Annotated in this window: 18 protein-coding genes and 3 tRNA genes; 18 read left to right on the forward strand and 3 right to left on the reverse strand. The window is 30.3% G+C overall.

Translation table 11 applies throughout. From position 1 onward, the window contains the following. Nucleotides 1-71: 71 nt before the first annotated feature. The 10 genes from Q1A15_RS13585 (at nt 72) to Q1A15_RS13630 (ending at nt 8,947) form a co-directional block, all read left to right on the forward strand. Nucleotides 72-153 (forward strand) — tRNA-Ser (locus Q1A15_RS13585). Nucleotides 154-174: 21 nt separating this feature from the next. Continuing rightward, nucleotides 175-249: transfer RNA gene (locus tag Q1A15_RS13590), tRNA-Pro, on the forward strand. A 14-nt stretch (nt 250-263) separates the two neighbouring features. After that, a tRNA-Arg gene (locus Q1A15_RS13595) sits at nt 264-337 on the forward strand. A 188-nt stretch (nt 338-525) separates the two neighbouring features. Beyond that, nucleotides 526-1,716 carry a site-specific integrase gene (locus tag Q1A15_RS13600; protein WP_299624825.1) on the forward strand — a complete coding sequence of 397 codons (1,191 nt, stop codon included), beginning with the start codon at nt 526-528 and terminating at the stop codon, nt 1,714-1,716. A 330-nt stretch (nt 1,717-2,046) separates the two neighbouring features. After that, nucleotides 2,047-2,865 (forward strand): hypothetical protein, encoded by an 819-nt coding sequence (locus Q1A15_RS13605; RefSeq protein ID WP_299624828.1) that lies wholly within the window; start codon nt 2,047-2,049, stop codon nt 2,863-2,865. A gap of 217 nt (nt 2,866-3,082) precedes the next feature. Continuing rightward, nucleotides 3,083-3,937, forward strand: a complete 855-nt coding sequence (locus Q1A15_RS13610; protein ID WP_299624831.1) for a hypothetical protein — start codon at nt 3,083-3,085, stop codon at nt 3,935-3,937. A 121-nt stretch (nt 3,938-4,058) separates the two neighbouring features. Beyond that, nucleotides 4,059-4,400 (forward strand): hypothetical protein, encoded by a 342-nt coding sequence (locus tag Q1A15_RS13615; RefSeq protein WP_299624834.1) that lies wholly within the window; start codon nt 4,059-4,061, stop codon nt 4,398-4,400. 112 nt (nt 4,401-4,512) lie between these two features. Further along, a complete protein-coding gene (locus Q1A15_RS13620) occupies nt 4,513-5,394 on the forward strand; it encodes an AAA family ATPase (protein WP_299624837.1) in 882 nt (293 codons plus the stop codon). After that, nucleotides 5,378-6,370 (forward strand): DUF3871 family protein, encoded by a 993-nt coding sequence (locus Q1A15_RS13625; protein ID WP_299624840.1) that lies wholly within the window; start codon nt 5,378-5,380, stop codon nt 6,368-6,370. The genes Q1A15_RS13620 and Q1A15_RS13625 overlap by 17 nt, the downstream gene beginning before the upstream one ends. Nucleotides 6,371-6,886: 516 nt before the next feature. Then, the gene (locus tag Q1A15_RS13630; RefSeq protein ID WP_299624843.1) at nt 6,887-8,947 is read left to right on the forward strand and encodes an NUMOD1 domain-containing DNA-binding protein; all 2,061 of its coding nucleotides are present in this window, start codon (nt 6,887-6,889) and stop codon (nt 8,945-8,947) included. A gap of 95 nt (nt 8,948-9,042) precedes the next feature. Here Q1A15_RS13630 and Q1A15_RS13635 read toward each other — a convergent pair whose 3' ends face one another. Further along, on the reverse strand, nt 9,043-9,951 hold the full coding sequence (locus tag Q1A15_RS13635) for a hypothetical protein (RefSeq protein WP_299624846.1): 909 nt from the start codon (nt 9,949-9,951) through the stop codon (nt 9,043-9,045). Between the two features lie 67 nt (nt 9,952-10,018). Here Q1A15_RS13635 and Q1A15_RS13640 point away from each other — a divergent pair, with 67 nt between their 5' ends. Further along, nucleotides 10,019-11,068: a DNA cytosine methyltransferase gene (locus Q1A15_RS13640; protein ID WP_299624849.1), complete on the forward strand. Its 1,050-nt coding sequence runs from the start codon at nt 10,019-10,021 to the stop codon at nt 11,066-11,068. Between the two features lie 106 nt (nt 11,069-11,174). Here the strand turns inward: Q1A15_RS13640 and hmpA are convergent, their stop codons facing one another. Next, complete coding sequence (gene hmpA, locus Q1A15_RS13645; protein ID WP_299624852.1) at nt 11,175-12,383, reverse strand: NO-inducible flavohemoprotein; 1,209 nt, start codon at nt 12,381-12,383, stop codon at nt 11,175-11,177. Next, nucleotides 12,373-12,846: an HPP family protein gene (locus tag Q1A15_RS13650; protein ID WP_299624855.1), complete on the reverse strand. Its 474-nt coding sequence runs from the start codon at nt 12,844-12,846 to the stop codon at nt 12,373-12,375. Before Q1A15_RS13650 ends, hmpA begins: the two co-directional genes overlap by 11 nt. Before the next feature lie 169 nt (nt 12,847-13,015). On the opposite strand from Q1A15_RS13650, the gene cobW reads away from it, so the two are divergent. Genes cobW through cobM form a run of 7 tightly spaced genes read left to right on the forward strand, consistent with a single transcriptional unit; the run spans nt 13,016 to nt 20,482 of the window. Further along, complete coding sequence (gene cobW / locus Q1A15_RS13655; RefSeq protein ID WP_299624858.1) at nt 13,016-14,131, forward strand: cobalamin biosynthesis protein CobW; 1,116 nt, start codon at nt 13,016-13,018, stop codon at nt 14,129-14,131. 3 nt (nt 14,132-14,134) lie between these two features. Beyond that, nucleotides 14,135-14,716, forward strand: coding sequence for a cob(I)yrinic acid a,c-diamide adenosyltransferase (locus tag Q1A15_RS13660; RefSeq protein WP_299624861.1), 582 nt, complete (start codon nt 14,135-14,137; stop codon nt 14,714-14,716). Nucleotides 14,717-14,719: 3 nt separating this feature from the next. Further along, nucleotides 14,720-15,421, forward strand: a complete 702-nt coding sequence (cobI, locus tag Q1A15_RS13665; protein WP_299624864.1) for a precorrin-2 C(20)-methyltransferase — start codon at nt 14,720-14,722, stop codon at nt 15,419-15,421. Beyond that, nucleotides 15,414-16,781: a precorrin-3B C(17)-methyltransferase gene (gene cobJ, locus Q1A15_RS13670; protein ID WP_299624867.1), complete on the forward strand. Its 1,368-nt coding sequence runs from the start codon at nt 15,414-15,416 to the stop codon at nt 16,779-16,781. The genes cobI and cobJ overlap by 8 nt, the downstream gene beginning before the upstream one ends. A gap of 2 nt (nt 16,782-16,783) precedes the next feature. After that, nucleotides 16,784-17,440, forward strand: coding sequence for a 5,6-dimethylbenzimidazole synthase (gene bluB / locus Q1A15_RS13675; protein WP_299624870.1), 657 nt, complete (start codon nt 16,784-16,786; stop codon nt 17,438-17,440). Then, nucleotides 17,437-18,627: a precorrin-6y C5,15-methyltransferase (decarboxylating) subunit CbiE gene (cbiE, locus tag Q1A15_RS13680; RefSeq protein WP_299624873.1), complete on the forward strand. Its 1,191-nt coding sequence runs from the start codon at nt 17,437-17,439 to the stop codon at nt 18,625-18,627. Before bluB ends, cbiE begins: the two co-directional genes overlap by 4 nt. A gap of 4 nt (nt 18,628-18,631) precedes the next feature. Further along, on the forward strand, nt 18,632-20,482 hold the full coding sequence (cobM, locus tag Q1A15_RS13685; RefSeq protein WP_299624876.1) for a precorrin-4 C(11)-methyltransferase: 1,851 nt from the start codon (nt 18,632-18,634) through the stop codon (nt 20,480-20,482). Nucleotides 20,483-20,488 lie beyond the last annotated feature (6 nt).

A 20,488-nucleotide genomic window follows, 5' to 3' on the forward strand; every position in this document is an offset into this window, starting at 1 on the left:
GAAAAAGCTTGCGAGATTCTTTTTCTAATCTTAAATTTGCACTCGCAATTTTTAAGTTTTCAAAACTTAAAGGAGAGGTGGCAGAGTGGTAATGCAGCAGCCTGCTAAGCTGTCATCCTTCGGGATGCCCGGGTTCGAATCCCGGTCTCTCCGCAAAAGAATTGCAAAACACCTCGGGGTGTAGCGTAGCCCGGTCATCGCGCCTGCTTTGGGAGCAGGAGGTCGCAGGTTCGAATCCTGCCACCCCGACAAAAAGAGTTACTGGTCGCGTAGCTCAGCTGGATAGAGCATCTGCCTTCTAAGCAGACGGTCACAGGTTCGAATCCTGTCGCGATCACAATAAGCCTTACTAGTTTTAGTAAGGCTTTTTTGTTTTCTAGAGTTTATGCTATCTACAGCGTATATAACTATTCTTTTTATTACATATTCTTATTACTAATAATTCCTTCTTCTAAATGTTTCAAGGTATACATTAAGGTACCCACTTTATTTTTCTGAGGTACCCATTTTCAAAAACTAAAAACAATGAATAATAGTAAAATACATATACTTTTTCTTATCCAAAGAAATAAGGTAAATAAAAGAGGAGATGTTCCTATGAGATGCAGGATAACCTATAAAAAGCAGAGGAAGGATTTTTCTACAGGAATTTTTATTAACCCTAATTATTGGGATGGAAAAAAACAAAAGCTTTTGAAAAGAGCTGAAAATTCAAAAATTATAAATACACAATTAAGCCTTATTAGTCAGAAGATTAATGAGGCTTTTTTATTGTTACAACTTCAACAAAATGATTTTAATGTCGATGATATATATAGTCAATATAAAGGGGAGAATACGAGAGAGGAGAAGACTTTGTTAGAATTATATGATATGCATAATGAGCAAGCTAAAAAATTAATAGGTATAGACTTTAAAGAAGTTTCTTGGTCTAGATATGTTGAGAATAGGAGAAAGGTTGAAAAGTTTATAAAATTCAAATATAAAAGGAATGATATAAAACTTAATAAACTCGATCTAAAATTCATAAAAGATTTAGAGTACTATTTTAAAGTAGATCTAAAGTTAAGTCAGGCTACTATAAATAGAAGTTTACAGAGAGTTAAGAAAATTATGCAATACGGAATTGATGAAAACTATTTAGAGAAAAATCCTTTTTCAATGTATAGAACAACTAAACACAAGACTCAGTTAGTTTACCTTACAATTGATGAGTTGAAGAAGGTAGAGGATTTTAGTTTTAATCAATTAAAATTACGACAGATTAGAGATTTATTTGTGTTTTGTTGTTACACAGGGTTAGCTTATCAAGAGATGTCGTCTTTTAAAATTGATAATATCATTAAGGGATTTGATGGTGATTATTGGATTGAGATGCATAGACAAAAAACAAATTCAAAAATTTCAGTTCCATTACTTCCAAAAGCATTAGCGATTTTAGAATATTATAATAATAGTTTACCAAAAATTTCAAATCAAAAATTTAATTCCTACTTAAAAGAGATAGCTGATATTATTGGAATTGATAAAAAATTAACTCACCACGTTGCTAGAAAAACATTTGCAACTACAGTATTATTATATAATGGAGTTTCTATGGAGGTTGTGTCAGAATTATTAGGTCATTCAAGATTGCAAGTTACACAAGAGCATTATGCAAGAGTGATAAAAAAAGGAGTTAGTAATGAAATTAAAATATTGAAAAAGAAGTTGTAATTACGGAATCTCACAAAACTACAATGTTAAAGGTTAGTAGCTTTACTGTGTAAGTAAAATAGTTTACTATTTTTACCATTGAAACATACAATATAGGTGTTTACTTATCACAAGCTCCTTGTACAGGAATCCGCCAAATTTCAATAGTAACTATAGGAGCAGTACAATAAGTAGATACGCACTCAATTTTGGGTGTGTTATCTCTGTGCTGTTTAGTATAGTTAAGGTTCTTGGCGGAGCCTCTGTGCAGCTAAATAAGTAGGAGAGCACACCTTTCTTTTTTACTAACAATTCTGTTAGCATCTCCACAGAATCCAAATTTATTTAATTATGATACAGAAAAATGTATTCTTATCATTTATGGTTTTAACCTTCTTTGTAGTGTCTTGTAGTAACAATGAAGAGCAGACAGAAAATGACAATCAACCACCAATTTCAAGTAAAGAAAAGCTGATTTCCAAAATTACTAATCATTATTATCAGGATTTACATTCTTCGTATAAACCAGACACTTTAGTTTATCAAAATGGGAGACTAGTAAAAGCATGGTTTTATGGCGTTTCAGGAACAATGTATGAATTTGAGTATGGATCAAACGATAAAATAGAAGTTGTGTATTCTAAATACAATACTCCTTATAATGAGATAGGAAATTCCATTGCTACAGAAAATTATAAGAATAGAACCTGTTATTATGATGCTTCAAATAAGCTTATAAGACAAGTTTTTGAAGATGGTAGAGAGATTACAATTGATTACGATTCAGAGGGTAGAGCAACTAAAATACAAGGAGATATTAGTTTAATAGATAACGGCTTGGTGACTTTTAGTGATTTTGATACTAATGGTAATCCTCAGAAGAATAGTTACAATTATGCTGTGAGTTACGATGATAAATCCAATCCTGTGTATGTGTTATTCAAGAAGTTTGGTTTTTTCAATATAGAAATGGGGAATTCTTTGGATGATAAGAGAGCGTTTTATATTTCACCAAATAATGTTACTCAATCGATTAGAACAAGTAATAATGGCGAGAATATTTTTAGCTCTATATACACTTATGATAGTCACGGTTATCCTATCTCAAGTAATTATTTGATTGCTGTTTTTCCAGAGCCTAGAACAGAAAAATTTGAATACATAAAATAGTTAAAATTGAAGTGTACAATATCTAGAAGTACAAAAAGTAATTCATTATATTAGAAGCATATGGTTTAAGTTAATTTTTTAAAATTCAATTTTTATGAATATGAAAAAAATAGTTACAATAATTTGTTGTTTCTTCCTATTTAGCTGTCAAAAAGAAAAAACAATTATAGACAAGATTAATTTTAATGGTCAGAAAGTAAATGATTTTGCAAAGAAAATGGAAAAAGAAGAAATGATAAGTTTTTTTCGTGAAGATTATTCAGGGAATAAACTGTATAAATCATTTATTAAGGTAAAAGATTCTACATATGATATTTATTTAAAGTTTAATTCCAATAAGTATGATCTACAAACTCTGAAAAATGTGAAAATTTACTATAATAGTAATCCTTTTTTAGGTTTTTCTGATGATACTTTAGGTGTTGTTTATAGAGCTTTTAAAAGATATTTAAATGAAGAGTATAGAGATATAAAAGATACTATTTATAGTAAGAGTTCTCTTGTTTTTCAAAATGTTTCAAGCAAAAAGATAGATACGATTTTTAGTTTTAACCATGGAAATAAGGAGATTTTATTACAAAAAAATAGACCTCTAGTAATAAGAAAAAAGAATTACCAACAAGAGATAGAAGATACCAAGGATTCTATCTTAAATAACCAAATGATTGATGATCTTATTAGATTGGATAATCCAAATGTTTATTGGAGAAAGAGTGGTAAAAATACTATAAAGTTTCATTTAAGTGGAGGAGATGTAGTGAAATTAGACAAGTTTGATTTAAAGGTTATAAAAAGTATAAGATTTAAAGTTTTTATAAAAGATGAGTTTGATGAAACATTACATGAAACAGTTCCCATAACTTTTGAGTTACCAATAAAAATTGATAAAAGCACTCAGTTTGGTACTGCATATGAGGGAAATGAAGCTAAGTTTAAATTGACTTATAACAAAAATGATTTTAGATATAAATCTCTTGAAAAATCACGTTTATATAGAAAAAATAACAATATTAAAGTTGAGTCAAAAATTCTAGCTATTGCTTTTGATGATGGAACAGTTTTAAAAAAATAATTTTTCCAAAATTTTTTATTTTTTCTAGAAATAAGAATGTGAAGTAACCTAAAATTCACCCCCACCCTTTTTTAATTCTGGGGATATACCCCCCTAGTAAAAATTAAAAATTTAAATAACTATGGTTAAAATTGTAGATTTTAAGGTGTATAAGCGTGAAGATGAGACAGAGTTTTGCGTATTAATTGTACAAGGAGGTGTTGAAGCAGTAAAAAGTAAGGAAACGGGTAAAATTTATCTCACAGCAAGACAAGCTAGAGTTCCTTCTACATTTGATGCAACAACATGTAAGAGTCTAGTAGGAACAGATCTAGATGGTTTTGTTAGTAAAGTTGAAGTAGAACCTTATGAATACATAGATGAAAAAACAGGAGATGTTCTAAATCTAACTCACAGGTATGAATATCTCACAGAACAGGAACATGTTTTAAATGAAAACGTGGTTTACGAAGAAGTGATATAACTGATTATTTAAAAAAAGTACAAAAGAAGAGTTTCAAAATTGAAGCTCTTTTTTTATGCTTTGATTAGAAGTTATACTCGCTAAAAATTATAAAAACTAAACAACTAAAATTATGCAAATACAAAAAGCAGAACGCTATCAAGTAAAATTACGATTAGGTATATCAGGAGCAAGCGGATTTGGAAAAACACATTCCGCGCTATTATTGGCTTATGGAATGACACAAGATTGGACTAAAATAGCAGTCATTGATACAGAAAATAAAAGTGCTAGTTTATATTCTCATTTGGGAGATTATAACGTCATCAACTTACAACAACCTTATAGCCCTGAACGATATATTGAAGCTATTCAACTCTGTGAAAACTCAGAGATAGAGGTTGTCATTATCGACAGTATTACTCATGAGTGGAACGGAAAAGGAGGATGTTTACAATTACACGAACAATTGGGAGGAAGATTCCAAGATTGGGCAAAAATTACTCCTCGTCATAATGCTTTTATAGAAGCTATCCTCGACTCAAAATGCCATATAATTACAACAGCAAGGAGAAAAATAGACTACTCGTTAGATATAGGAAAAAGTGGTAGAACTAAAGTAGTAAAACATGGTACTAAAGAAATTACAAGAGAAGGTTTTGAGTATGAACTCACAGTGAATTTTGAACTGATAAACGATCAGCATTTAGCCAAAGCCAGTAAAGACAGAACAGGGCTTTTTATGGATCATCCAGAGTTTGTAATAACCAAAGAAACAGGAGAGAAACTAATAGCATGGTGTAATCAAGGAATCTCCATAGAACAGGCACTATCAGAGATTGCAAAATGTACAACAGTAGATGGACTCAGACATCTTTATAAAAAATATCATGTGCTACAAAAGGAGTTGCACGAAGCAATTGTAAAACGTAAAGAGGTTATTGAAAATTTAAATAACCAAATAATCACAGAACATCAAATCGTTAAAACCTTAGACAATGGAATTAATAACTAATACAAACCCTATAGAAATGATACAAGATGTATCACAAATAGTTCAAGGAACACCAACACCTAGTAAATTTATAGAAGCCAATACCACAGCGGTTAGCTTAGATCACATAAAGAGAGATTGTATTATTCCCGTTTTTGCAAAAGACAATGAAACGACCATTTCTCACTATGATTTTATAAACGCTACCCATGAAGTTGCAACATCTCTTTTCTCTACATCTATTAATACGCCCAATATAAGAGTTTCTCATCAAATTAAAGGTAGAGTTCCAAGTGCGATAAATAAGCCTGCAAGAGAGCTCCTAGAACATGAAAAAACAATATACTATGAGAGGATGGCATTCATGTTTGAGATTCCTAACAAGCAAATTGTCGTGAATAATCAAGTTCTGAACCTAACAATAGGCGGTGTTAGAGCCTACAATCAAGAGAATTTATACTCCAAAAAGACCATTGAGAAATTCAAGGTTTTTATAGGGTTTAAAAATACGGTATGTACAAACCTTTGTATCAGTACAGATGGTTTGAAATCAGAGATTAGAGTCAGTGGTATTTCAGAGTTACAACAGACGATTTATGAGCTTGTAACGAATTATAATCAAGAAGCTCATCTAGGAAATATGGAAAGAATGCATAAGTTCTCATTAAATGAATTTGAGTTTGCACATCTTGTAGGGAAAATGAAACTGTACCACTTTTTGCGTAAAAGTAATAAAAAAGACAAGTTTCCAATTCAGCTTACAGATTCACAAATTACCTCAGTAGTCAAAGGGTATTACAAGGATCCTAATTTTAGGTGCTCAGAGAATAATGATTTGAATTTATGGAATTTGTACAACTTATTCACAGAAGCTAATAAATCGTCTTACATAGACAGTAACTTAGAGCGGAATGTCAATACGTACGAGTTTGTTCAAAACATAGGGAACTCTCTTCAGAATAAGTCTGCTAATTGGTACTTGCAACATATTTTATAGCTCTTTTGTGATTATATGCGATGAGAGAAAATGAATTAATAGAACAACTACAATACACAAATTCAAATGAGTTGTTGGTAGTAACATGGTACAATGAGTTAATTGTTTTAAAGTGTCCTTTTAAAGTAATGGCAGTTGATAAAATTGGGCATATTAAAAAGGGAGAATTTGTTCTGGTAGATAAAGTAAAGGTAACCCCTGATTTAATAACAGTTTTTCTAATTCATAATCAGGCATTTTATTATTCTCACTTTAAGATTCTTTTAGTTTAGTAGATGGTATTGATTTTTTAAGTTAAAACTTCGTTATTAATTACAAAAGTTTTTTTACATTAATCATGATTTTGGTAATGCCTTCAAGTTTATATAGTACAATTAATTTTAGCTTATTGTATGTACTATAAAGGTAAAAACGAGAATCTTACAAAATTTCTATTTTAGTATAACCCAGTTTTGTAAAAGTTCATTAAATAAGTTTATAAGGGTTAATAAACTAGTAACTAAATTATTATTCATAATGATTAAGAATATGATAGAGAAGAATAATAAATTATTTGTACCTAAAAATTTAGATTTAGAGTATTTAGCGCAAAAAAATCCACCAAATTTTAAACCATTTAAGTTAGATAAATTAAAGTATATTTTATCCTTAATATCTGAGTTAAGAGTTTCAAATAAAGATTTACTTTTTGAAGATTATACACCAATAAACGCTAGTTTATTGCAAAAGAAAATTCAGAATTATAAAGATTATTTGAATTACTTGATAGATGATTTACGAATTGTTAAATCAGATAATTCTTATGTAAATAATTTGAAATCTAGAGGGTATCGTTTTGAAAATGGTTATAACACGTTTTTGAAAACGGTTGATGTAACTGATATTAGCTTGAGTAAAGCTATAGATAAGGATATTAAAAAATCTGAGGTTACACTAGATGGCTTAGATTATCTTACAAAGTGGTATAACGATAAATTAAAAATTGATTATACAGCTTGTAAAGAATTCTTAGATAGGGAGTATGAATTAAAAATAATGTTTCCAGAATTGAGAGACTATGATATGATAAAAAAAGCGTACAGGATACCTTTAAATCAATATAATAGCTCTTTTATATCTCTAAGTAAAATTTATACAAAACAGTTTTTTCTGAAACGAGATAGTAATGTCTACAGATTTCATTCAAATTTAACGAATGTCAGCAGTATACTAAGAAATGCTATTACTTATGATGGTCAAAAATTAGTAAACATTGATATAACTAATTCTCAACCATATTTCAGTTCTATATTATTTAAATCAGATTTTTGGAAAAAAAGCCAAAAACTTTCTTCAACAAATAACAATGTATTTAATATATCAAATATTAAAAATAATAATCTTTACATTATGTTAGGAGATATTGAATCCCCTGATGTAACAGAGGATATTATTGAGTTTGTTGACCTAGCATGTCAAGGAAGATTGTATGAGGTTTTGCAAGAGAAGTTTAAAAAAATTGGCTTTGAGTTTAGTACAAGAAATGATGTTAAAAAAGCAATATTTCAAGTACTTTTTACTTCAAATCAGTTTATTGGACAACCTGATGCAAAACCTAAAAAACTTTTTTCTGAAATTTTTCCTCACGTATATAGGTTCTTTAATTTAATTAAAAAAGGAGATAAGACAATATTGCCAAGATTACTACAATCTATAGAAAGTTATGTTGTAATTGATGTTTTGTGTAAGAAAATAGAGCAGGAGCATCCTGAAATACCTATTTTTCCAATACATGATAGTATTGCAACTACAGTAAAATATAGAGATGTTGTAAAAAAAGTAATGTTAGAAGAATGTCATAAGTTATTAGGTATTCCTCCTGTATTAAAGTTTGAGTACTGGGAAAAAGATCTTTTAATTGATAGAATTAAAGAGTTAGAGTCTAAAATTGAAACTAATACTTTTATTGTGTACAAGGCAACTAATATACTTACAAATGAGGTATATATAGGTGCTAGTACAAAATCTCTAAAAGAGAGAGTTAAAGATCATAAATACAAATCTACTGTTCATAATAATAGAAAGTTTTACAATGCAATTAATACTTATGGATTTGATAATTTTAGATGGGAACAGATAGATACAGCCTCTAATTTAGAAGAGTTAGCTTTTAAGGAAAAGAGTTATATTGTAGAATACAATTCTAAGCTTAAAGGCTACAATTCAGATTGTGGAGGTGGCTTTTCCAAGATTGTATATCAATATTCTAAGGAAGGAGTCCTATTAGATCAATTTGATAGTTTAAATGATGCAGCTGCAAAAGTAACATCTAACAAACAGCAAATTAGTCGTGCTTGTTTAACTAGTAATATCTATAAAGGTTTCGTATGGAGTTATAATGATTCCTTTGAGAGTTCTAAAATAGAGGATAGAAGAACAAAAAAAGTTTTTCAATATTCTTTAAATGATGAATGTATTGGAGTATTTGACTCTGTAGCTGAAGCGTCTAGTTATACTGGTTTTAATAGAACAAGCATTGCAAAAGTTTGTAGAGGAGAACGCAACAAATGCGGAGAATTTAAATGGAGCTATGAATAAATTAGTTATAATTGAGAGGAGTGTTAATCACTCCTCTTTTTGTTTTATTGAATATTTTATTTTTAGTAATTTAATTCGTCTAACGATTTTAAAATCTATTTATCCTTTTTATAGTCGCCCACAAGCTTAATTGAGCTTGTAATTCCACTTTCAAATTTAAATCTGAAACCAATTGTATATCTTGATATTGATATAGTTATAGAGTCATTTCCTCTTTTGTTAATTATATAATTTTGACTTTCTTGCCAAGGTATTACATCAAGGCTTGCTTTCTCTTTGTTATAGTTGTATTCTGCGATGATATGATTTTTTCCTGAATCTAAAATTAAATTACACGCATTCAAAATTTGACTTTTGTTAAGTTGTTTAATAGTAGAACCTAGTTCATCTCTCAACAGTCTTAAAAAATTTGTTCTACTTTCATTAGCATGTGAATAGATTTTATCAGCAAAACGAGCTTTAGTTAATCCAACGTTAATTGCATTATTATCAATTTTTTTCTTGAGTATAGAGATATTTGTTTCATTAGTGTTAAGTATTGAGTTTAAAAAATCAATGTAATAACCGTCAAATTTATTGTTGAAACTAAGTTGCTCATTTTTTGCGTTAAAATATTTTTCTAAAAGACTTTTAGCTCCCATATTTTTTGAAAGTATCTGTCTTAAGTTTTTAGCACATTTTAACGAATATGCATTAAAGGAATTATCTATACTTTTAACTTTTATATCGTCAGTTATAGTGTTTCCAGTTGCACCAGAATTTACACCTATGTCATTGATTTCTACAATATCATTATTTACATGGTCACAAATAAGCTCAGCACTTAATTTTCCTATTTTTTTAATAGAAAGTATTTCGTTTTCTAAAAAAAGTTCAGAATGTTCTTTTAGTTTATTATTATCATTTAAAGGAGAGTCTAATATTGCATCAGGAAATTTTTCGTTTAAATAAATACAGGTAAAGAATTGATGAAGTTTTCCAGCAGAGTCTGATTTATTAGCCATAGATTTTTTTTAATTTAATAGTGAGATTTAGTAGGTAAATATATAATTTTGAAAATTAATTTTTAACATGAAAGTAGTATCATTTTTTTCTGGAGCTGGAGGATTGGATCTCGGATTTCAAAAGGCTGGTTATGATATAGTATGGGCAAATGAGTTTGATAAAGAAATTTGGTCTACATATGAATTTAACCATCCTGATACAGTATTGGATAGAAGAAGTATTGTTGATGTTCAATCTAAAGAAGTTCCTGACTGTGAGGGTATAATAGGAGGTCCTCCTTGTCAAAGTTGGAGTGCAGCAGGTTCTCATAAAGGTATAGATGATAAACGGGGTAAACTCTTTTTTGATTTTATAAGGATATTAGAAGATAAGCAACCCACATTCTTTTTAGCTGAAAATGTTTCAGGTATATTAGCTCCTAGGCATTCTAATGCCTTAAAAAATATTATAAGTAGTTTTGAAGGAGCTGGTTATAATGTTGTGTATAAGTTGTTAAATGCTAAGGACTTTAATGTTCCACAAGATAGGAAACGAGTAATTTTTATTGGTTACAATAAAAATAAAACTAATAATAGAGTATTTAAATTTCCAAAGATTAATAATTCTGTAGTAGCTCTAGAAGATGTAATATGGGATTTAAAAGATAATGCAATACCTGCTTTAGATAAGAACTATAGCAATTTAGATAGTTGTAATATTTTAAATCATGAGTATTTTATTGGTTCTTATTCTACGATTTATATGTCTAGAAATCGAGTAAGAACTTGGGAAGAACAATCTTTCACCATTCAAGCAGGAGCAAGGCATGCACCAATACATCCGAATGCTCCAAAAATGATAAAGTTAGAGAAAGATAAACAAATTTTTGCTCCAGGATTTGAGAATTTATATAGGAGGTTATCAGTAAGAGAATGTGCTAGAATTCAGACATTTCCTGATGACTTTAAGTTTATTTATACAAAAGTTGCTGCAGGATATAAAATGATAGGGAATGCTGTACCTGTTAATATGGCTTATTCATTGGCTATGATGGTCAAGGAAGATTTAGAAAGTATGACTAAATTAAATAATGAAAGGGTGATATTAAGAGAGAATAAAATAGATATCAATTTATAAACACTGTTAATATTAATAAAACACCAACAGGTTCGAATCCTGTCGCGATCACAATAAGCCTTACTAAAACTAGTAAGGCTTTTTTGTTGTTGTTAATTACAGATGATTAAGCAAGCGAAAGAGAAAGTTCTTCAATAGGACCAAAAAACTCATAATGAATCTGCTCTGATTTTACACCCAAATTTTCTAAAATCGATAAAGTATTAGCCATAAAAGGAGTAGGACCACAAAAGTAAAAGTAACTATCTGGACTAATATTTAAGTCTTCAAATATCTCAGAAGTTAAATACCCTTTATAATCATAGTCTTTTTTTAAAATATCTTCTTTTAATGGTAAAGAATAAACAGTTTTAGTTGTAATATTTTCATTTAATAATTCATGTATTTCTTCAGAAAAAGCATGAGTATCACTATTTAAAACACACTGAATGAATGTGATTTTTTGACTCTCTCTTGTAGAAGCTTTTTTAAATATACTCATAAGAGGTGTTACACCAATTCCTCCACTAATTAAAACTATAGGTTTTTCAGTTTCCTTTAAAGTAAATTCTCCAGACGGCATTCCTAACTCTAAAATATCTCCTTCATTAATTTTATCATGTAAATAGTTAGAAACTATTCCTTCTGGGTTTCCTGATTCTTTTTTAACGCTAATCCTTAAATAGTCTTTTTCGTTTGAATCTGATAAACTATAATTTCTAGTGTGTTTATGAGTTGTGTTAGGAATATCAACAGTTAATGCAATATACTGACCAGGAATGAATGGAGGAACTGATTCTCCGTCTTTTCTTTTCAAGTAGAAAGAAGTAATTACATCACTTTCCTTTACTTTTTTCGTTACTAAAAATTCTTTAGAGCCTCTATATCCACCTCTGTATTGTTCTCGTTCACTATAAATATCTTCTTCACGTTGAATAAAAATAGCTGATAAGTCATTATAAGCTTCTTTCCATGCATTCATAATTTCTGAAGTTGCTGCGGTTCCTAAAACTTCTTTAATTGCGATTAGTAAATATTTTCCAACAATAGGATAGGCTTCTTTTGGTATAGCTAAACTAGTGTGTTTTTGAGCTATCGATTCTACAGCGCCTTTCATCATTTCTAGTTTGTCTATATGAACAGCATACTGAAAAATTGCGTTAGCTAATACTTTTTGCTGTGTTCCTTTTTGCTGATGTGTCATATTAAATACATCTTTTAATTCAGGATGATTTGTAAATAAAAATTGGTAAAATAATTTTGTAATTGCTTCTCCGTGTTGCTCTAAAACTGGAGCTGTAGATTTTACAATTTCTATTGTTTTTTTACTTGCCATAATAAGTGGTGTTAATCTTGTTTTTTAATAATGAAAAAGAATAAATGATTATTAATCCCGTGAGTGTTGGATAGACAAGAAATATGTATCCTAGTGCTTTAATTTCAGAACTAGAAATCATAGGTATTATTGAAATTGCACCAGCTGGAGGATAATTAATATTGAAAAGATTAATTATCAATATACAAGTACTTATAGCTAGAGTTATTTTTAGAACAACAGCAATATCTAACTGATTAAAAAAAACTCCTAAAAAAGCTGCAATTACAGAACTTGTAAACATTTTGATAAACGATTGAGTGCCTTTTTGTTCTGAAAAAGCTAATACTCCAGAAGCTCCGAAAGAAGCTATAATTAAAGTATTTTGTTCAGTCTTGAATAAGTAACTATGTGTCCAATAAATACTAATAAAACATAAAGCAGTTATAATAAAACCGATGATTTTCTGATATAATTCTATCATTGTATGGGATTAATACTTTGGCAAAATTATGATGCAATGCACAGTAGGTTTATGACTCAAATCATAATGAAAAAAATAGCAGGAAATAAGCAGTGCTAAGGAGGAAAAGCTTTTCTTTTCAAAGAAAGATAAAACCCTTATTTTTGACTCAAATAAATCTGAAAACACCATGCTTACAAATAAAATACCAGTAACTATAATAACCGGATTTCTAGGATCGGGTAAAACAACATTAATTCATCAAATAGCAAAAAATGCGAACGGTAGACGTTTAGCCATAATCGTAAATGAATTCGGTGAATTAGGAATGGATGGAGAAATTCTAAAAGGAAACGATTGTGGATGTGAAGAAGAAAATATTTTAGAATTAAGTAATGGTTGTCTTTGTTGTACTGTACAAGAAGAGTTTTTACCAACAATGCTTCAATTAATGGAACGTAAAGATCAAATTGATCATATTATCATAGAAACTTCTGGATTGGCTTTACCAAAACCATTAGTAAGAGCATTTAATTGGCCAGATTTAAAACCTCAAATAACCGTAGATGCAGTGGTAACTGTTGTAGATAGTGTTGGTCAAGCTACTGGAGAAATTTGCGATAGAGCCAAAGTTCAAGAGCAACGTTTGGCAGATGATAGTTTAGATCACGAGTCTTCAATTGAAGAATTATTTGAAGATCAATTATCATGTGCGGACTTAGTAATCATGACAAAGTCAGATTTAATAGATGGGGAAAAATTCAATGAAGTAAGAGATATTATTCAGAATAAAATTGGAAATCAAATTAAGATAATATCTGGTGTAAAAGGAGATATTCCTGTTGATGTTTTATTAGGCTTAGATGCGAAATCTGAAGATTTCATTGAAGAAAAGCATTCACATCACGAAGCACATCACCATCACGACCATGATCATAATCACCACGGACATCACCATCATCATGACCACGATCATGATCACCACCATCATGATCACGATCATGATGATACAATTAATTCATTAGTATTATCTGTTAAAACACCACATACTCCGAAACAATTAATAAAAGCTTTAGAAGAGCTTGTTGCAGAGTTTGAAATCTATAGAATTAAAGGATTTATAGATGTGCCAAACAAACCAATGCGTATGATTGTTCAAGGTGTGGCAAGTAGATTTGAAAATTATTTCGATAGAAAGTGGAAAGACGGAGAAACTAGAGGAACTCGTTTAGTAATTATTGGAGAACAATTAGTTGAAAGCGATTTAGAGAAAGCAATCGAAAATAAATTAACTGTAACAGCTTAATAAATGAAGATATATACTAGAAAAGGCGATGCAGGAAAAACTGGAGTTTTTGGAGGAAAACGTACGTATAAAAATTCAGCAAGAATTGAATGCATTGGAACTTTAGATGAGGTGAATTCTACGATCGGTTTATTAAGAGCAAAGTTAGGTCCAGAACACGAATGGCAAACTAATTTACATCGTATTCAAAAGGATATGATGGATATGATGTCACATTTAGCACGTCCATCAGATTCTAAAAAAGAAAATCCAAATCCAAAACCAATTGATGGTGCAGATTTCTGTGAAGAATGGTTAGATGCTTTAGAAGCAGGTATTAGTTCACCTTCAGATTATTTTATTTTACCAGGAGGAAACGAAATTTCTGCTTTATGTCATGTATGTAGAACTCAAATCCGTAGAGGAGAACGTACTTTGGTTACTTTAATGCAAGAAGACCCAGATAGTGTAGAAGAATATGTAATGGCATATGTAAATAGATTATCTGATTTATTTTTTACAATGTCTAGAGCAGAAATGGATAAAGAAGGTGTAGCTGAAGAAAAATGGCAATTATTTCTTTATAAACGAAAGAAGAAAAAATAATCTATGGTATATGGAGTGGCTTTAGGCCCAGGTGATCCAGAATTGTTAACCATAAAAGCATTACGTATTTTACAAGAAAGTGATGTTATATTTTATCCAGGTTCAACATTTAAAGGTGTACAAAAGAGTTTCGTTTATCCGTTACTAGAATATCATAACTTAAGAGATAAAGATCTTAGAGGGTTCTATTTAGAAATGTCTGATAACAGATCGCAATCAAAAAAAGTTTATGAAACTACAGCTTTTGAAATTCAGAAATTAGCTGCTAAAGGAAAGAAAGTAGCTATTGTTTGTGAAGGAGATTTAAGTTTATATGCTTCTTTCACTTACATCATGGAACATTTGCAAGAATTAAATGTGCCTATTTCGTTAATACCAGGAATTAATTCATTTAGTTTAGGAGCAGCAAAGCATCAAATACCATTAAGTCTTTTAAACGATAAAATTGCCATAGTGCCAAGAGTAAAAACTATTGAAGAAATCACAACATACTTTAATAGTGTAGATACTTTGGTATTAATGAAAGTAAAAACAAGTTGGGAACATTTTTACGACCAATTGAAAGCACAATCATGGCAATTTTACTATTGTGAACGTTTAGGAACAGCTCAAGAATATATTACTACGAACTTACAAGAAATTTCAGAGAGAGAAATACCGTATTTCTCTCTTTTAATTATAAAAAACAACAAAACAAATGATTAAAGTTGTTGGAATAGGTCCAGGACATCAACAATATATGATTCCTATGGCTGCTGAAGCAATTACAAAAGCAACAGTAATTATTGGGTATCATTACTATTTTCAATTCATTCAACATTTAATAGATCCAAATGCAGTTTGTATTGGAAAAGAGTTGAGCGAAGAAGAAAAAAGAGCAGAAATAGCAATTGAACATGCTCTAAAAGGAGAAAATGTTATTGTTATTGGTTCTGGAGATGCTAGTATTTATGCAATGGCTTCAATAGTATATCAGAAAGTTGCAGAACAAAAATTAGAAATTCCAGTCGAAACTGTCCCAGGTATTTCAGCATTTATAACAGCGGGAAGTAAACTAGGAGCAATTTTAGGTCATGATTTTTGTTGTATTTCTCTGTCTGATTTAATGACACCTTGGACAACTATTGAAAAGAGAATAAAAGCAGCAGCTCAAGGTGATTTTGTTACAGGTTTATATAACCCAAGAAGTAAGAAGAGGTATTGGCAGTTACAAGCTTTAAAGAATATTTATTTAGAGCATAGAGAAACCTCAACTCCAGTAGCTATTTGTAAGCAATTAGGAAGAACTGAAGAAAATATAGAAATTACAACCTTAGGTGAATTAAATGTAGAAGATGTAGATATGTTTAGTGTAGTTTTGATAGGTAATAGTCAAACATTTAGATATAAAGATCATTTAATTACGCCAAGAGGATATTTAAATAGAAAACCTGAAACCGGACAAGAAATTCAGGATGCAAGTTTTAGAGAAATTGTAGAAAATTTACCAGAGAACAATCTAGATAAAGATCATTTATGGGCAGCAATTCGTTGTATTCATACTTCGGGAGATTTCGACTATATCAACTATATAGAAACCTCCGAAGGAGCTATTGAAAAATGGAATGATTATTTGAAGAATGGTGGAGTAATTGTAACAGATGTAACTATGGTAAAAGCAGGAATCACTAGAGCTTTTACAGGAAAATATAATAATGAAGTTGTTTGTTTATTAAACGATGAAGAAACACTAAAGTTAGCAGCAGAAGAAGGATTAACCAGATCTCAAGCTGGTATTAAACGTGCTGCGAAAAAATATCCAAACGCATTATTTGTAATAGGAAATGCACCAACGGCCTTGATTGAAATTGTAGATCAAGTTAATGAAGGAACAATACAACCAATAGGAATTGTTGGGGCGCCAGTAGGATTTATAAATGTGATAGAATCTAAAGAACGTTTAAAAATGCAAAAAGAAACTTCGTTTGCGCTAATTACAGAGCGACGTGGTGGAAGTAATTTTGCAGCTGCTATTGTAAATGCAGCTTTTACTTTAGATGAAGTTTCTAAATTAGAATTATCCTAAAGATGGAAAACGAAACACAACGTTTTTTTAATGAAGAAGAGCAACAGATTCTAGAAGAAATCTTATTGCATCGTAGAGATGTTAGAGGAAATTATTTTAAGAAAGATCCTATTTCAGAAGAGGATGTAAATAGAATATTGCAAGCAGCTTTAGCAGCACCATCTGTCGGGTTTTCGCAACCTTGGGAATTTGTTATCATTTATGATAAAAAAACAAAAGATGCGATACGTGGTTCATTTCAAGAAGAAAATGAAAAAGCCATAGCTCAGTTTTCAGATGAAAAGCAACAAAAATATATTCGATTAAAGTTAGAAGGAATTACCGAGTCTCCATTGAATATTGCTGTGTTTTACAAACCTACAAAAGAACCGGTATTAGGACAAACAAGTATGCCTAATATGGGGAAATACAGCGTAGTTTGTGCGATTCAAAATATGTGGTTAATGGCAAGATCCCTAAACATTGGCATGGGTTGGGTGAGTATTTTAGATCCTGAAAAGGTGAAAGATATTCTAAATGCTCCTAAAGAAAATCAATTAATAGGGTATTTATGTTTCGGTTATACAGATAAGTTCTATAATAAACCTGAATTAGAAATTAAAAAGTGGGATTATAAAAAACTTCAGCATGAAGTTGTAATTCAAGAAAAATATAAATGATATTTCATGTAATCGGTATAGGAAATAAGCAACCTGTTTTTTCAGAAGAACAAAAGAAGTTGATTGAAAATACTACTGTTTTCAGTGGAGGTAAACGTCATTTAGAGTTGGTAAAAGATATACTTCCCAAAAATTACCAATGGATATACATCAAAAGTCCGATGTCAACAATATTTCAGGAGTATGGAAATACACAAACCAATGTTGTTATTTTTGCTTCTGGAAATCCATTATTTTATGGTTTTTCAAACACGCTTCAGAACAAATACCCAAATGCTGTAATCCATACTGAGCCTTATTTTAGTTCAGTTCAATTGTTAGCCAATAAAACTAATACCAATAGTAATGAGTTAATAGCGGTTAGTGTTCATGGTAGAACATGGAAAGCATTAGATGCAGCATTAATACAACAAAAAAGTTTAATTGGTGTATTAACGGATTCGGATAAAAATCCGAAAGCAATTGCAGAAAGATTACTTCAATATGGATTTACAAATTATAAAATAAGTATTGGAGAAGATTTAGAAGGAGAACATGAAAAAGTTCAAACCTTAACATTATCAGAAGCTTTAGGTTACGAATATCATAAACTCAACTGTGTGTTATTACACAGAATAGAGAAAAGAAAACAGCATTTTGGAATTCAAGATGGAAATTTTAAAGGATTACCTGATAGACCCAAAATGATTACTAAAATGCCAATTCGTTTAACAACCTTACATCTACTAGAAATATTAAATGCAAAAGTATTTTGGGATATCGGATTCTGTACAGGATCAATTGCTATTGAAGCAAAATTGAAGAATCCTAATTTAGAAGTTGTAGCTTTTGAAAAAAGAGAAGAATGCGAAGAAATACTATATCAGAATCAAAAAAGATTTGGAGTTCCAGGAATTCAAGGAATTATAGGTGATTTTTTTGAAAAAGATATAGAAACATATAGTCAACCAGATACAGTTTTTATAGGCGGACATGGAGGTAGATTAGAAGAGTTACTCATTAAAGTAAATAAAGTGATAACTTCTAATGCTATTATTGTGATGAATACAGTAAAAGAAACTAGTAGACTATCATTTATAGAAAGCTGTAAAAACTTAGGTTGGAAATTAACAGAAGAGATAAATTTAACCTTAGATTTACATAATCCTATCTGCTTATTAAAAGCAGTGAAAATAGAAGGGAAATAAGAATATGGCAGAACAAGTTTTAAAAGTAGCAATAATCAGTTTTACAGATAACGGATTAGAAATTGCTAAAACATTACAAAATGAGTTTTACAGAAGTAAAGTTTTTACAACAAGAGCAGTTGAAGAAACAAAAGATATAAAACAGATAGATTCTGTAAAGGAGTTAATGGAAGCTTCATTTCAGAAATATGACGCTTGGTTTTTTGTTGGAGCTTTAGGTATTTGTGTGCGAAGTATTGCAAGTGTAATTGAAGATAAAAAAACAGATCCTGCTGTAGTTAATATTGATGATCAAGGAAAATTTGCACAGTCTGTATTGAGCGGACATGTAGGTAAAGCGAATGAACTAACAGCGCAAATAAGTAGAATTTTACAAGCAACTTCTGTTGTTTCGACATCTAGTGATTTACAAGATTTGTGGAGTTTAGATATGTTAGCAGAACAATATGGTTGGGTTCAGAAATGCAATACCGAATTAAATGCTATTATCTCTCTATTTGTTAATAGAAAACCGATTGCTTTAGTTTTAAAAGTAAAAGATAAAGGAACCGAGTTTTTAGAAAAAACTTGTCCAGATTTTGTGACCATTTATTATAGTTTAGATACTGTAGTAACAGATAAACATGAAGCTTTACTATATGTAGGTTATGAGTTAATTCAATTAGACTTACCAACATTAGCTTTTTATCCGAAATGTATTGCATTAGGAAGCGGTTGTTCTAAGGATATCGAACCAGAGTTATTCGAGAAAATATTACGTGAAGAGCTACAAAAACAACAAGTGGCAATTGAAAGTGTAATGGCTATTGGTTCTGCTGATATTAAAGCAGAAGAACAAGCTTATTTAGACATCGTTGCCAAATTAGACATCCCATTAATCACCTATAATGGAGATGAACTTAATAGTATCGATGTAGCAAATCCATCAGAAGTAGTAAAGAAAAAAGTTGGAGTTTATGGTGTTTCTGAAGCTTCAGCAGCTTTAATCGCTAATGAGAGTGAATGGTTGGTAGAGAAGACAAAAGTAAATACCGATTCTGGTAAAAAATTCACCTATGCAATTAGTTTAGTTTCTGATTTTACTAGAAAACCAAGTATAGCAATTGTTGGAGCTGGTTCTGGAGATCCTGATTTATTAACCTTAAAAGGTCGTGCAATTTTAGAAGTTGCAGATTGTATTTTATATGCAGGTAGTTTAGTTCCAGAAGAGTTAACTCATATGGCTAAAGAAGGAGCCTTAGTTCGTAATTCTGCATCTATGACTTTAGAGGAGCAAATTGATATCATAGATGATTATTATGCACAAGGAAAGAAAATTGTTCGTTTGCATTCTGGAGATCCTTCAATATATGGAGCAGTTCAAGAACAAATGACAATTTTTGATGCTAAAGGATACGATTATTATATCGTTCCTGGAATTTCTTCATTCCAAGCAGCAGCAGCATATTTAAAATCAGAATTTACCATTCCAGAAGTAGCACAAACTATAATTTTAACAAGAGGTGAAGGAAATACACCAACTCCAGAGCACGAGAATATTGCTGATATGGCAAAATTACGTGCGACAATGTGTATTTTTCTAAGTGCAGGAATTGCAAAGAAAGTTCAAGGAGAATTACTAGAACATTATCCGCCAGAAACTCCTTTAGCTGTTTTATATAGAGTAAGCTGGAAAGATGAGCAAGTGTGGACTGGAAAGCTTACAGAATTAACACAAATCATTAAAGAAAATAAATTAACAAGAACAGTTTTAATAGTTGTTGGAGAGGCAGTTGGAGCAAGAAAAAATCGTTCATGGTTATATGATAATAAATGGCATCATATCTTTAGGAAAAAGGAAAAATTAGTAAAGTAATTTAAT

Origin of the sequence: uncultured Tenacibaculum sp. (assembly GCF_947495995.1) — a bacterium.
GTDB lineage: Bacteria > Bacteroidota > Bacteroidia > Flavobacteriales > Flavobacteriaceae > Polaribacter.